11 protein-coding genes are annotated in these 13405 nt (G+C 60.7%); 8 read left to right on the forward strand and 3 right to left on the reverse strand.

Translation table 11 applies throughout. The features are described 5' to 3' along the window. Nucleotides 1-354 carry a RidA family protein gene (locus tag E1B25_RS17325; protein ID WP_132830845.1) on the reverse strand — a complete coding sequence of 118 codons (354 nt, stop codon included), beginning with the start codon at nt 352-354 and terminating at the stop codon, nt 1-3. Nucleotides 355-476: 122 nt separating this feature from the next. Beyond that, nucleotides 477-1226 (reverse strand): IclR family transcriptional regulator, encoded by a 750-nt coding sequence (locus E1B25_RS17330; RefSeq protein ID WP_165937657.1) that lies wholly within the window; start codon nt 1224-1226, stop codon nt 477-479. A 250-nt stretch (nt 1227-1476) separates the two neighbouring features. Between E1B25_RS17330 and E1B25_RS17335 the strand changes: the two genes are divergently transcribed. From E1B25_RS17335 to E1B25_RS17345, 3 genes are read left to right on the forward strand one after another with little or no spacing between them, the layout of a single operon-like run. After that, nucleotides 1477-2457: a TAXI family TRAP transporter solute-binding subunit gene (locus E1B25_RS17335; protein WP_132830849.1), complete on the forward strand. Its 981-nt coding sequence runs from the start codon at nt 1477-1479 to the stop codon at nt 2455-2457. A gap of 32 nt (nt 2458-2489) precedes the next feature. Next, a complete protein-coding gene (locus E1B25_RS17340) occupies nt 2490-2948 on the forward strand; it encodes a DUF1850 domain-containing protein (RefSeq protein WP_165937658.1) in 459 nt (152 codons plus the stop codon). After that, nucleotides 2945-5164: a TRAP transporter permease gene (locus E1B25_RS17345; protein WP_132830853.1), complete on the forward strand. Its 2220-nt coding sequence runs from the start codon at nt 2945-2947 to the stop codon at nt 5162-5164. Before E1B25_RS17340 ends, E1B25_RS17345 begins: the two co-directional genes overlap by 4 nt. A gap of 116 nt (nt 5165-5280) precedes the next feature. On the opposite strand, the gene E1B25_RS17350 is transcribed toward E1B25_RS17345, so the two are convergent. Beyond that, entirely contained in the window at nt 5281-6159 is an 879-nt protein-coding gene (locus E1B25_RS17350; protein WP_165937659.1) for an NAD(P)-dependent oxidoreductase, read from the reverse strand. Between the two features lie 473 nt (nt 6160-6632). Here E1B25_RS17350 and E1B25_RS17355 point away from each other — a divergent pair, with 473 nt between their 5' ends. Genes E1B25_RS17355 through E1B25_RS17375 form a run of 5 tightly spaced genes read left to right on the forward strand, consistent with a single transcriptional unit; the run spans nt 6633 to nt 13396 of the window. Beyond that, nucleotides 6633-7640 (forward strand): ABC transporter permease, encoded by a 1008-nt coding sequence (locus E1B25_RS17355; protein ID WP_132830856.1) that lies wholly within the window; start codon nt 6633-6635, stop codon nt 7638-7640. A 36-nt stretch (nt 7641-7676) separates the two neighbouring features. Further along, nucleotides 7677-8684, forward strand: coding sequence for a sugar ABC transporter substrate-binding protein (locus E1B25_RS17360; protein WP_132830858.1), 1008 nt, complete (start codon nt 7677-7679; stop codon nt 8682-8684). Nucleotides 8685-8696: 12 nt separating this feature from the next. Further along, nucleotides 8697-10811, forward strand: coding sequence for an ABC transporter permease (locus tag E1B25_RS17365; protein WP_132830860.1), 2115 nt, complete (start codon nt 8697-8699; stop codon nt 10809-10811). Continuing rightward, nucleotides 10808-11899: an NHL repeat-containing protein gene (locus tag E1B25_RS17370; protein ID WP_132830862.1), complete on the forward strand. Its 1092-nt coding sequence runs from the start codon at nt 10808-10810 to the stop codon at nt 11897-11899. Before E1B25_RS17365 ends, E1B25_RS17370 begins: the two co-directional genes overlap by 4 nt. 3 nt (nt 11900-11902) lie before the next feature. After that, entirely contained in the window at nt 11903-13396 is a 1494-nt protein-coding gene (locus E1B25_RS17375) for a sugar ABC transporter ATP-binding protein (protein WP_132830864.1), read from the forward strand. Nucleotides 13397-13405: the final 9 nt, after the last annotated feature.

Here is a 13405-nt window from a genome sequence, read left to right on the forward strand (position 1 = left end):
TCAGCGCGCGGCGATCACCTGAATCTCGACGGCGAAATCGGGGCTGGCCAGACGCGCCTCGACGCAGGCGCGGCAGGGCGTGTGCCCCTCGGGCACCCAGGCATCCCAGACCGCATTCATCTCGGCAAAGCCGGCCATGTCGGTCAGATATATGGTTGCGCTCAGGATCCGGGTCTTGTCGCTTCCTGCCGCGGCGAGCAGCGTGTCGATCTGGCCAAGAATATCCTGCGTCTGTTCCGCAACCGAGCCGCCCGGCGCGCCTTGGGCGACCTGACCGGCAGTATAGATGGTGTCGCCGTGGACGACCATCTGGCTCATCCGGGCACCAACTTCGTGACGTTTGATTTCCGACATTTGAAACCTCCTTTTCGGGAATGGGGCCGTGTGCTGTCACGGCGGGTCAATCAGAGCCCGATCCCTCTGATCCCGGTCTCGATAGCGACAGGTCGGGCATAATTCCATGGTGAAGATGACCCTCAGAGCATTTGCGATATGTCTCGGGCCGTCTGGCAAACCCGCGCGATCAGGTCGGGGTCCGGCTTCAGTTGCAGCTCATGGCCAGAGAGGTTGATTGCAGCGATTACATCCCCATGTCGCGACAGGATCGGGGCCGCGATGGAAAAGGTGCCGGTGGCCAAATGCGATCGCTGGGCCACGTAGCCACGCGCGCGGTCCTTGACCAGCAGCGCCTTGAGCTGCGACAGCGAGGCCGGGGCCGCCGCGATCAGCGGGGCAAAGACATATCCGGCAAAGCGCCGCTCCAGATCCTCGGCGCTGAGCCCGCTCAGCAACACCCGGCCCATGGTGGTGGAAAAGGCCGGCAGCCGCGAGCCCACGGGCACATTGGACACCATCGTGCGATCAGAAATCGCGCGATAAACATAGACGACTTCGACGCCATCCAGAACCGAGACATGGACGGTAAAGCCGGTATCGTTGCGCAGCTGGTCGGCGGGCTGTCGCGCGATGTCATAGACATCAAGCGAGCGGACATAGCGATACCCCATATCCATGACCCGAGGCGCCAACCGATAGCTGTTGTCGTGTCGGGCCAGATAGCCCTCCTGCTCCAGCGTGATGACGAACCGATAGGCGGCAGAGCTGGTAACGCCGATCGCGGCGGCGATCTCGCTCAGTGTCATCTCCGGGTGGCGATGGTCGAAACATTCAAGAATGCGCAGGCCACGCACCAGGGAATTTGACCGGTAACCGGGGTCTTTTGCCATTCGGCTCCTCTTTCTGCTCCTTGGGCTGCGTGGGTCGCGCGCGGCGCAGACGGCACGTTCAACAGCTGCGGAGTCTTGCCTGAACTTCAATCGAACAGGGGGCAATCGCTGAACCCCGTCACATAACATTTTTTGCATTTAAAAACTAATATTGACATGCAAAAACGGAGCGTCAAGATATCTTGCATCCGACCCTTTGCCCGACGCGTTCCGGGCCGGGGGCGTTAACTGTGGATAAGGAGTAGCATTTATGACCATTTCTCGGCGCCATTTTCTGGGCACCACCGCTGCGGCGGCACTGGCCGGGCTGGCCTCTGCGCCCGCCTTCGCGGCCAGCCGCACCTTCTTCGGGATCGCGACCGGCGGTACCGGCGGCACCTATTACCCGCTGGGCGGCATGCTGGCACAGCTGATCTCCAATACTGCCGAACTGCCCGACACCAAGGTTTCGGCGACGGCAGAGACCGGAAACGCATCGGTCGCCAACGCACAGTTGCTGGGCCGGGGCGAGATCGAATCCGCCTTTGTCGCCGCTGACATTCTGGATGCCGCTTATCACGGCAAGAACCAGTTTGACGGCAAAGGGCTGAGCAACCTGCGCGCCATTGGTGCGCTGTACCCCGAAACCGTGCAGCTGGTCGTTCGCGCCAACAGCGGCATCAAGGAATTCACCGATCTGAAGGGCATGTCGATCTCGTCTGGCTCTCCGGGGTCGGGCCAGTGGCAGCTGCTGGGCGATCTGCTCGAAGCCCACGGCATGACCCGCGAGGATGTCTCCGAGGATTACTCCTCCTTCGCGCAATCGGTCGACAAGATCAAAGACGGCAACCTCGATGCTTCGTTGATTACTGCCGGTCTGCCGACCTCATCGGTCACCGATTTGGCCAATGGTCACGACATTGCCATTGTGCCGTTGCAAGGTCCGGCGATCGCCAAGCTGCAGGAAGCGCAGCCCTATTACGCCAACGCCGTGATTGCGGCGGGCAGCTACAAGGGGCTCGAGTCTGATGTGAACACCTTGGCTGTGCGGGCGATCTGGGCAACCCAGGCCGATGTGTCGGACGAGCTTATCTATGCGGTGACCAAGGCGCTTTACGAAAACACCGAGACGCTGGGCAAGGTCCACCCGATGGGCAAGCGTATCTCGCTGGACACGGCACTTGAAAGCGTGTCGATCCCGCTGCATTCGGGCGCGGCGAAATACTATGCTGAAAAGGGCATCTCCAAGTAATGCCCTGTCGCAGGCAACTGCGTTTGTGCGGGATGGCAGCCTTGGTTGCTGTCCCGTTTCTCGCCTCTCCGGCCCGCGCCGGGGAGGTTTGGCTGTGTCTCACCGAAACGCGCGGTGACGGGCATGAGGTAACGCGGCTGCCGGCGGGGAGCGACGGCGCCTTCTCCCTCAGCTTTATCCATTCGGTTTCGCGCACGCCGGTAACGGATTATTACCATGTTGCCGACGGACAGATCGTGCAGACCTCCGAAGTGTTTCGGGCGCATGGTGCCGGGCTGCCCTCCATCGCAAACGACATGGACGCCACCGGCTGGCGCCACGAGGACGGCCATTTCATCCTCGACATGCATCGCCTGACCGGTCCGATCCCGTTGCGCATTCAGGCGCAGTTCAAAAATACCCTGCATACGGCCGATACCGACTTGCCCTTGGCGGGGCTGGGTTATAACGCCCTGACCCTTGCCCCCTGTGACGAGGAGACATCCCCTTGACGGATACCCCCCCCCGCGGCCATACCGCCGCCGAGCCCGATCACGAATACTCCGCCGATGAGTTGGAGGCGCTGGTCCGGGAATATGACTCTGAGTCAAATTTCCGCCGTCTGGTTGGGCCGACCGCGATTCTGGTAACGGTCGCTTCGGTCATCCTGTCGCTGTTCCACGTCTATACGGCGGGCTTCGGCCTGCTGAACGAGGTGATGCACCGCACCGTCCACCTGTCCTTCGTGATGGGGCTGATCTTTCTGGTCTTTCCGCGCAAACGTGCCCATCCGACACCGCGACTCTGGGCGGAATCACTGCTTTTTGCAGGGTTTTACCTTTATATCCTTTACGATCTGGTGCTGTCGCTGCCCCCCAGCGGATTGAAGACCGGTTTCACCGTCATGATGCTGGTCCTGATCGCGCTGACGCTGCCCTTCAACCGGCAGGGCGCCGATCCTGATAAAGTGGCGCTGCGCGATTGGATCTTTGCCGCTGTCGGCGCAGGCTTCTCGGCCTATCTGGCGGTGTTCTTCAAGCATATCTTCATCGACAACGTCGGCAGCCCGTCCGAGCCGGTCTATATGATGGGTCTGGTCGCCATCGTCATGACACTGGAAGCAACGCGGCGCACCATGGGGGCGACGCTGGCCTATATCGGCATCGGCTGTCTGATCTATGCGCTGGTAGGGCCCTATCTGCCGGGGATTCTGGCGCACCGGGGCTATTCGATCACCCGGATCGTCAATCACCTTTTCGTCGGCACCGAGGGCATCTATGGCGTCGCCGTCGGGGTTGTGGCGACCTATGTGTTCCACTTCGTCCTGTTCGGCATCCTCGCACAGATGAGTGGTCTGGGTCAGCTTTTCATCGATCTGGCAACGATCATCGCCGGGCGCGCTGCTGGCGGGTCGGCCAAGGTTTCGGTGGTGTCCTCCGGGTTCTTCGGGATGATCTCAGGCTCGCCCATCGCCAATACGGTGACCACCGGGGCGTTTACCATTCCGCTGATGAAAAAGTCAGGCTTTTCAGGGCGGTTCGCCGGGGCGGTCGAGGCCTCGGCCTCCTGCGGGGGACAGGTGACGCCACCGATCATGGGCGCTTCGGCCTTCGTCATGACCGAGATGCTGGGCATCCCGTATAACGAGCTGATCCTGATCGCGATCGTCCCGGCGGCCTTCCATTATATCGCCATCCTGCTGATGGTGCATCTGGAGGCCAAACGGCTGGGGCTGAAAGGGTTGTCGAAAGACAAGATTCCGCAGTTCGGCGTGGTTCTGAAAAAATCATGGCACCTGTTCATCCCGCTGGGCGTGATGGTGGCCATGCTTTTGATGCAGTACACGCCGTTCCTCGCCGCGTTCTGGGGCATCATCCTGACCATCGTGTTTTCCTATGTGCCGCTGATCATGCGACTCCTTGGCAATACCACGATGGATACCAGCACCGCGCTGACGCCGCCGCGTCTGGTGCAGGGATTCGAGGATGGCGCGAAATTCGCGCTGGCCATTGGCGCGGCCTGTGCCTGTGTCGGCTTCCTGCTGGGGATGACTACGCTAACCGGGCTGGGGTTCAAGTTCTCTGCCGCCGTGGTGCAACTGGCCCATGATGTGGCGACCTTCGTCGTCGGGATGGATTTCACAGGGCTGCTGTCGGAAAATGGTCTGGCGTTGTTCTTTGGGCTGATCTTTGTCGCCATCGCCTGCATTGTAATGGGGGCGGGGATCCCGACCACGCCAACCTATATCATCCTTGCCTCGATTGCCGCGCCGGCGCTGATGGAGTTCGGCGTCCCGCTGATCGCCACTCACTTCTTTGTCTTCTACTTCGGCGTGCTGGCGGATGTGACGCCACCGGTGGCGCTGGCGGCCTATGCGGCGGCGGGGCTGGCGCGCAGCGAACCGATGACCACGGGCACCACGGCGTTCCGGCTGTCGATGGGTAAGGCGCTGGTGCCGTTCATGTTCATCTATGCGCCCAGCCTGCTTTTCGTCGATTTCTCGGCGCTGGAGTTCATCACCGCGCTGTTGTCTGGGTTGATGGGAATTCTGGCTCTGTCCGCGGCCTATATCGGTTGGTTCCGCCACGATCTCGTGTTGGTAGAAAAGCTGGCGCTGACCATTGGCGGGCTGTTCCTGATCTCGACCCACTGGGCCGCGATTACCATCGGGGCGCTGCTGGTTCTGGGGGTGCTGATGCGCCCGACGCGCAGCGCAACCATGGCCTGACGGAGGCCTGAACGCGACATGACGGCACCAAGGATGCCGTCATGCGCTTTCCTGACGAAATGGGGCCACGACGATAGCCGGTCGGCGGTATTGGCCAGCACTCGTCGTGGCGCGGATCAGTCTGCGTTGCTGCGGAAAATGCGGACCAGTTCGGGCACATAGGCCTGGCCTTGGCCAGCATCCACCGCAGAGGAGAGCGCATTGGCCACGCCATCGGCGATGATCTTCTGCGCCCCGGCGGCATCGGACATGGCGCGGTAATAGTTGATGTCTTTCTGCGCGTTGCTGACAAAGAACGGCAGCCCTTCGCGGTCGCCTTCGGTGATGAACGGCGCCAGACGCTGAAGCGCGGCGCTGGCCCCGCCGCCATTGGCCAGAACGTCAACAAAGACCTTGGGATCAATCCCCGCATCTGCGGATTGCGCGGCGGCCTCGGCCAGCAGGGTCATGAACCCGACCGACACATAATTGTGCAGCAGCTTGAGCCGGTGACCATCACCGAGCGCACCGACGTGATCCACGGTTTCGGTGAACGAGGCCAGCACCGGGCGAACCCTTTCTAGCACGGCGGCATCCCCGCCCACCAACAAGTTCAGCGTTCCCTCATGGGCGTGTTTGGCGGTGCGGGTCATCGGCGCGTCAAGATACTCGCCGCCGACTGCTTTGATCGCCGCGCCCATGCGCACAGTGGAGTCAGGCAGCGCGGTCGAGCAATCGACGATCACTGTGCCCGGTTTCAATCCCGAAACGACACCGTTTTCGCCAGTGACGATCGCTTCAACCTGGGGAGAGCCGGTGACGCAAAGGATCACCACATCCGAGGCCGCGGCCACCTCGGCAGGGGTGGCGCAGGCTTGGGCGCCAAGACCGACAATCTCGTCCACTGGCTGGTTTCCCGGATGGTCCAGAAAGCTGAGCGTGAAACCGCCCCGAGCCAAGACGTTCCGGGCAATCCCGTGGCCCATAAGGCCGACTCCGATAATTCCGACGTTCATAGTGTTCTCCTCATCGACCTTCCCGGCCCCTCGGCGTTGCGTGCCAATGCCTCTGGCGGGATTTACATCTCCCCACGGGTTAACCGACAGCGGCGCGGTGGGAAAGAACCCGCAAGGGGCGGAGGCTGTCATTTTCTGAATCCCTGTTCTGCTTTCTTGACTGCCGGAGGTGGGCCAACTCCGACGGTCGGGGTAAAATTGATCCAATATTTGAGCGCAGAGCATTGATTTAAGTGGTAAACATGTTTTCTGCACAGCTCGTCAGAAAATCAGATTTGCGGTAATAGCAGCTCCTCGTCATGTTTGCCCGACACCGGCTTTGCTGCGTCAGCGGCGGTTGCGTGTTCCCGTAAGGAGACGGGACGGCCCGGGATCGGGCTTTTTGGAGGATTTTGCGTCTGTCATCAACGAGCGGCCCCGGAACCATCCGTCCGGGGGCTGTCTCTCTGTGGCCGTCGCGAAGGGGAGGCTGCATGGTTTCGACAGAACAGAACGCGGAACAAAGCCGCAAACGCGGTGCATTCAAGGTGACTCAGGAAGGGGTCGTAACCGCGATTGCGGTGGTCCTTTTCATCGTCTTTTCCGTGGTATTGGACAGGTTTCTGACCCAGGGCAACATTCTGGCATTGCTGAAAAACGTTGCAATTCTGGGGATGCTGGCCGTGGGCATGGGGTTTGTCGTGGTGGGCCGCGGCATCGACCTGACCATGGTGGCGGTGATGGTCGTGGGAGTCGCCTTTGCGATCTGGATGTCGACACAGGGCTTTGGCTTCGGCGAGGCGATTGCCATCGGCGCGGTTCTGGTCGCGCTGTGTGGTCTGGTGACGGGCGTTCTGATCGCCGTGGCCGAGGTGCCGCCGATCTTTGCCACGCTTGCCATGGCCTCGGTGGTCTATGGCGGCGGCCGCGTCGCGTTCACGTCTGATGTTCTTTATGCCCCGGCCGGGATCGAATGGCTGACCTATATCGGGTCGGGAAATCTGTTCGGCATTCCGGTCTCGGTTCTCATCTTTGCGCTGGTGGCGGCGCTGATCGCGCTGTTCCTGAAGTTCACCCGCTTTGGGCGCTTTGTCTACGCGACAGGCGACAATCCGGCGGCGGCACGAACATCGGGACTGCCGTCGCGGCCAGTCGTGATTACCCAATACGTGATCTCGGCCTTGATCGCCTATGGCGCCGGTATCCTGCTGACGGGCCTCGTGTCGGGCATCAATACCCGGTTGTACAATTCAACACTGATTTATGACGTTTTGCTGGTCGTCGTCTTGGGCGGCATCAGCCTGTCGGGCGGGCAGGGCGGCGTGCGCAACGTGTTGGTTGGCACGGTCCTTGTCGGCATCCTGATCAACGGGATGACGATCATGAACTTCAGCTACACGAGCCAGAACCTGATCAAAAGCGTGATCCTTCTGGCAGCGCTCGCGTTCGACGCGGTGATCAATCCGCGTGACGAACAGACATCGCAAAGTGGCGATATCTGACGACCAAGACCAATCATTTAGGGAGGAAACCAAATCATGATGTTCAAGAAAGTGGCAGTCGCCGCGCTGATCGCGACAACGGTATTGACCGTTCCTGCGGCAGCAAAAGAGATCGAACAGGTCGGTCGTGCGACCTATCTCGAAGCGCTCAAGGGCAAGCGGGTCATCTTCATCCCGCTGTCGCAGGGGATGGACCTCAATCAGGCATGGACCGCTGTCTGGGAGCGCCACGCCGCTCGCTACGGGTTCGACTTTCAAGTGCGGGACCCGAACATGGATACCGCGGCCGGGATCCGCGCCTTGCAAGGCGCCATTGGCGACAAGCCGGATGTTCTGATCGTGCAGAACCCCGATGTGCAGACCTATGCCCGCGCGCTGAAACAGGCGCAGCAGGCCGGCATCAAGATTCTGCAGATCAACATGCAGTCAATCACCCAGACTGATAGCTATGTCGGCAATGACTGGATCGAGATGGGCCGTCTGGAAGCGGGCGAACTGGCCAAAACCTGCCTTGCAGAGGGGGCCCCGTCGAAAAAGATCGTCTGGCTTGCAGGCGTCCAGACCGGTGCCGCCAACATCTATATGCGCGAAGGGCTTGACCAGATCCTGGCCGAGAACCCGGAGCTGGAACTGGTGTCCGATCAGCCTGCCGATTACGACAGCGAAAAGGCGCGCCAGATCACTGAGACGGTGTTGCAACAACACCCCGACCTGTGCGGGATCATGGGCATCTGGGACAACGCGGAAGTGGGGGCCGGGGCTGCTGTCGTGGCTGCGGGCAAGCAGGATCAGGTAACCATTGTGACCAATGGGGCCGGTGCGATGACCGCCTGTGACAGCATCGAAAAAGGCATGTTGGACGTTGTGTACAACTTCAACGCCCCGATTCAGGCAGAGATCGCGGCACAGCAGATTTCAGAGTTCCTGCAACACCCCGAACGCCCGGCCGGATCAGAAAAGACCGTGTTTTTCGGGCCGATCACCCGCGTTGACGCAAACAACGCGACGGGCCGGAACTGCTGGACCATTGATCAGCTGAAGTAAGGACACCTACAGATGAGCCTCTCTCAATCCATCGTCCGGTGGCGCTATCGGCTGTTGCCCGATCATGTCATGGGCGAAATCCTGAACAAGAAATGGGCCGATAGCGCGATCCCGTTCTTTGCGCTGGTGCTGATCGTCGCGATCTTCGGGTCCATCGTGCCCCGGTTTTTCGAGTTTAGCACCATGTCCATTCTGTCCGCTCAGGTGGCGGAGCTGGGGCTTGTCGTGTTGGGATTGTCCATTGTGATGATCTCGGGTGGGATCGACCTTTCGGTCGGTTCCACCTTTGCGCTGACCGTGACCACGGCGCTTTATATGATGAACGTGCAAGGCGCGAGCCTTGGCACCGGCCTTGTTGCGACGCTGGGCGTCGGCGTGGCCTGCGGCGCGATCAATGGGTTTCTGGTCGGCATCCTGCGGATGCGGGCCTTTCTGACCACGCTGGTTACGCTGATTATCTATCGGTCGATCTTTGACATCGTCTTCCCAAAGATTTCCACCGATATCGTGATGAATTACCCGGAGTCCCCGGTGTTCGAATTTCTCGGGATCGGGCTGATCTGGGGGTTGCCGGTTTCGTTCCTGCTGATGGCGCTTGTGTCCATCGCGCTGCATATCGTGCTGTCGCGCGGGCGTTATGGATGGCGGCTCATGGCTGTGGGCGGGGCGCGACGATCGGCGCATAACGCGGGCATCAACGTGCGGTGGACCGTGTTTTCCGCCTATGTCGCCTGTTCCGCCTTCGTGGCCTTGGCAGCCTTTCTGTTCTCTGCCCGTATCGGGTCAGCCGCGTCGGACATTGGAGCCGGTCTGGAGTTGCAGGCGCTGACGGCGACGGTGCTTGGCGGCATTTCGCTGGGCGGTGGGCGCGGATCGGTGTCCAAGGCGCTGATGGGCACGCTGTTTGTGCTCATGCTGTCGAATTCACTGCTGGCGCTTGGCATTCCCGGCCCGGTCAATTCGCTGCTGCTGGGGCTGATCCTGGTGGTTGCCGTGTTTCTGGATGTGCGTTGGGTCAAGAACCGGCACAAACTGCTGCGCGCTGTCTATATCTCACCGACCTATAACAAGATGCCGCCGGCGATCTCGACCGATGACGGCCCGATGGAACCGAACGACCGGTTGCGCGAAGTGGGCGTTATCGGACTGGGGACCATGGATGGCGCCGAAGACGTGATCTTTGACCGCGACGACAACCTTTACACCGGCAGTCGCCATGGCGATATCCTGCGCTGGTTCCCGCCCGACTATACCCGGCACGAAGTCTTTGCCCATATCGGCGGGGCGCCGATGGGGATGGTGTTCGACGCAGCAGGCAACATGTCGGTCTGTGTCGGCGGCATGGGGCTGTATCAGATCACACCGGAGGGAAAGGTCAGCCTGCAGACTGGTGAGACCAACCGAAGCTGGACCTCGGTTGCCGATGACTCGGTGATGAAGCTGGCGGATGATTGCGATATTCTTCCCGATGGGCGGATCATCTTTTCCGAGGCGACCGTGCGGTTCGAGATGCACGACTGGTATGCCGATGCGCTGGAAAGCCGGGGCAACGGGCGGTTGATCTGTTTCGATCCCAAGACCGGGACGACAAAGACACTTAAGAACAATCTGATCTTCCCCAATGGGGTCTGTACCTCATACGACGGGGAGTCGGTGCTCTTTGCCGAAAGCTGGGCCTGCCGGATCAGCCGCTATTACTATGCGGGGCCGAAGGCGGGCACGGTCGAGCGGGTCATCGAAGGTCTGCCGGGGTATCCCGACAACATCAACCGCGCGTCTGACGGAACCTATTGGCTGGCCTTGATGGGCTCGCGCACACCCGCGCTTGACCTGTCGCTGGAAATGCCCGCGTTCCGCCGCCGGATGGCGCGGCGGGTCTCGGAAGATGCGTGGCTGATGCCGAACCTGAACACCGGCTGTGTGCTCAAGTTCAACGAAAAGGGCGAGATCCTGGAAAGCCTATGGGATCTGGGCGGGCAGAAGCACCCGATGATCACCTCGATGCGCGAACACAAGGGCACGCTGTATCTCTGCGGTATTTTCAACAATCGCATGGGCACGCTCAAGCTGCCCGATGCCGATCAGACCTGGTGCGGGTTGGACAGCTATTGGAGGAAACCGGAATGACTGCGATCCGACGTTTCATTGACCGTCGTCTGGGGCGTGGCGAGGCCGCGATCACCGTGCCGATCCTCGATGGACCGCTGATGCCGAATGCCGCCTTGGACAACGCCGAGGTCTTTGCCGAGATCAACAACGTTGATAATCTGGTCGCGGCTGAAAAAGGGTTGTTCTGTTCCTCGGGAAATACCTTACTCCGGCTGCGCTGGGGCGAGGCCACGGCAGAGGAGGAGGCGCGTTTTGACGCCCCGATTTCGGCCATGGCCGGGGGCAAGGGCATGCTGGCCCTTGGAATCGAAGGGCAGGGCGTCGTGATCCGGGGCGGGCCGCATGATGGCCGCTGCTTTGGCGGAGCAGGCGAAACCGGACCGGTCTATCCAACATCGCTGGCGTTCCTGGACAGCAATACCGTTTTGGCGACCGAGGGCTCTGATCGCAACAGCGCCGCGAACTGGCGGCGCGACCTGATGGAAAAGGGTCGCCGTGGCAGCCTGTGGCGGCTCGACCTTGAGACTGGAAACGCGACGCGCATCCTTGGTGATCTGGCCTGGGCATCGGGCATTGCCCTGACCGGATCACAGCGGATCTGGGTGGCGGAAAGCTGGCGACACCGGGTGATCACGGTCGATCTGGCCACTGGCACAAGCACGCCTGTTCTCGAACACCTGCCGGCCTATCCGGCGCGGATTGCCCCGGCCGTAAATGCGGGGTTCTGGCTCAGCTTCTATTCGGTGCGCAATCAGCTGGTCGAATTCATCCTGCGCGAGGACGACTATCGCCAACGGATGCTGGCAGAGGTTCCCGAGCCGTACTGGATGGCCCCGGCTCTAGCGTCGGGCCTGTCGTTCCGGGAACCGATGCAGGGCAGCCAGTTGAAACAGATGGGCGTCATGAAACCCTATGCCGTGACCCGGTCTTATGGGTTGGTGGTGCAGTGCGATCCGCAGATGCGTCCGCTGCGCAGTTTCCATTCGCGGGCGGATGGCGTGATGCATGGCTGCGTTTCGGTCTGCGAACGGGGTGACGAACTGTATGTGGCGTCAAAGGGTGCAGGGCGACTCCTGCGGCTGGCCGACGTGGCACGGGAGGGTTGAGAGATGCAAAACATCATTGAAATGCAAAATGCCACCAAGTCCTTTGGCGGGGTGGCGGCGTTCCATGACGTGAATTTCACCCTGCGCAAGGGCGAGATTCACGCGCTTCTGGGGGAAAACGGAGCCGGAAAATCGACGCTGACCAAGGTGATGGCAGGCGTCTATCGGTTGAATGACGGCAAGATGCTGTTTGACGGGACCGAGGTGAATTTCGCCTCGCCCTCCGAGGCACTGCACAATGGCGTTGCCATGGTGTTTCAGGAAACCAACCTCGTTCCGGCGATGACGGTGGCGCAGAATATCTATCTGGGCGACGAAAAGATGTTCAACCGTTTGCGTGGATTGTACATTGATGCGCGCCAGTTCCTGGTCAGTATGGGGTTTCAGGTCGATCCGACAGCGCAGGTTTCGACCCTGGGCGCCGCACAGAAGCAAATGGTCGAGATCGCCCGCGCGGTGCATCACAACGCGCGCGTCATCATCTTTGATGAACCGACGGCAACGCTGACCCCCGAGGAAAAGCGACATTTCTTCTCCCTGCTCGATCGGCTGAAGGCGCAGGATGTGGCGATCATCTTTATCAGTCATGCGCTGGAAGAGGCGCTGGAGGTGTCCGACCGCATCACCGTCCTGCGCGATGGCACCTTGGTCGCCTCCGGCCCGGCAAAGGAGTTCACCCGCGAATCCGTGGTTCAGGCGATGGTCGGGCGCAATCTGACCGAGACGCTGCACGGCACGGCGACACGCGAACCGCGACCCTATGGCGAAAAGGTGTTGAGTGTCGAAAACCTGTCCAGCGCCGGGATGGTGCGGAATTCTTCCTTTTCGGTCTTTGGCGGACAGGTCACCGGCATATTTGGTCTTGTGGGCGCCGGGCGCACCGAGATGGCCAAGATCGTCTCCGGCGTGATGAAACGCGATTTCATGCACGGGGGCGAGGTCCGTCTCAATGGCAAACCGGTGCGCTACCGCGTGCCGCGTCCGGCGATGCGCGATGGCATCGTTTATGTCACCGAGGATCGCAAGCATGACGGGTTCTTCGAGACCATGACGGTCGGAGAGAACCTTTTGCTGAGCGAACTTTCCAAGGGCAGCAATCCGATCACCCCCGTCACCATGCGGCGGGTGCCGGAACTGGCGAAGGAATGGGGCGAGAAACTGCATCTCAAGTCGATTTCGGACAAGGCGCGGATGATCGAGCTTTCGGGCGGCAACCAGCAAAAAGTGGTGATCGCCAAGTCGCTGATCCAGGCACCCAAGTTGATCATTTTCGATGAGCCGACGCGCGGGGTGGATGTTGGGGCGATTGTCGAAATCCACCAACTCATTCAGGATTTGGCGGATCAGGGGCTCGCGGTGATCGTGATATCGTCCTACCTGCCGGAGATCATGGCGGTTTCGGATCGAATCCTTGTTGCTAAACGCGGCCGGATTGTCGAAGAGATGATCGTGTCTCAGGCCTCGGAAGAAAAGATCATGTTCGCTGCCGTTCACTGACATCGGGTC

Source organism: Antarcticimicrobium sediminis (assembly GCF_004348975.1).
Lineage (GTDB): Bacteria > Pseudomonadota > Alphaproteobacteria > Rhodobacterales > Rhodobacteraceae > Antarcticimicrobium > Antarcticimicrobium sediminis.

Coding starts and splice junctions, on each gene's coding strand:
- E1B25_RS17325 (WP_132830845.1), bottom strand. CDS start 354: ATGTCGGAAATCAAACGTCACGAAGTTGGTGCCCGGATGAGCCAGATG.
- E1B25_RS17330 (WP_165937657.1), bottom strand. CDS start 1,226: ATGGCAAAAGACCCCGGTTACCGGTCAAATTCCCTGGTGCGTGGCCTG.
- E1B25_RS17335 (WP_132830849.1), top strand. CDS start 1,477: ATGACCATTTCTCGGCGCCATTTTCTGGGCACCACCGCTGCGGCGGCA.
- E1B25_RS17340 (WP_165937658.1), top strand. CDS start 2,490: ATGGCAGCCTTGGTTGCTGTCCCGTTTCTCGCCTCTCCGGCCCGCGCC.
- E1B25_RS17350 (WP_165937659.1), bottom strand. CDS start 6,159: ATGAACGTCGGAATTATCGGAGTCGGCCTTATGGGCCACGGGATTGCC.
- E1B25_RS17355 (WP_132830856.1), top strand. CDS start 6,633: ATGGTTTCGACAGAACAGAACGCGGAACAAAGCCGCAAACGCGGTGCA.
- E1B25_RS17360 (WP_132830858.1), top strand. CDS start 7,677: ATGATGTTCAAGAAAGTGGCAGTCGCCGCGCTGATCGCGACAACGGTA.
- E1B25_RS17365 (WP_132830860.1), top strand. CDS start 8,697: ATGAGCCTCTCTCAATCCATCGTCCGGTGGCGCTATCGGCTGTTGCCC.
- E1B25_RS17370 (WP_132830862.1), top strand. CDS start 10,808: ATGACTGCGATCCGACGTTTCATTGACCGTCGTCTGGGGCGTGGCGAG.
- E1B25_RS17375 (WP_132830864.1), top strand. CDS start 11,903: ATGCAAAACATCATTGAAATGCAAAATGCCACCAAGTCCTTTGGCGGG.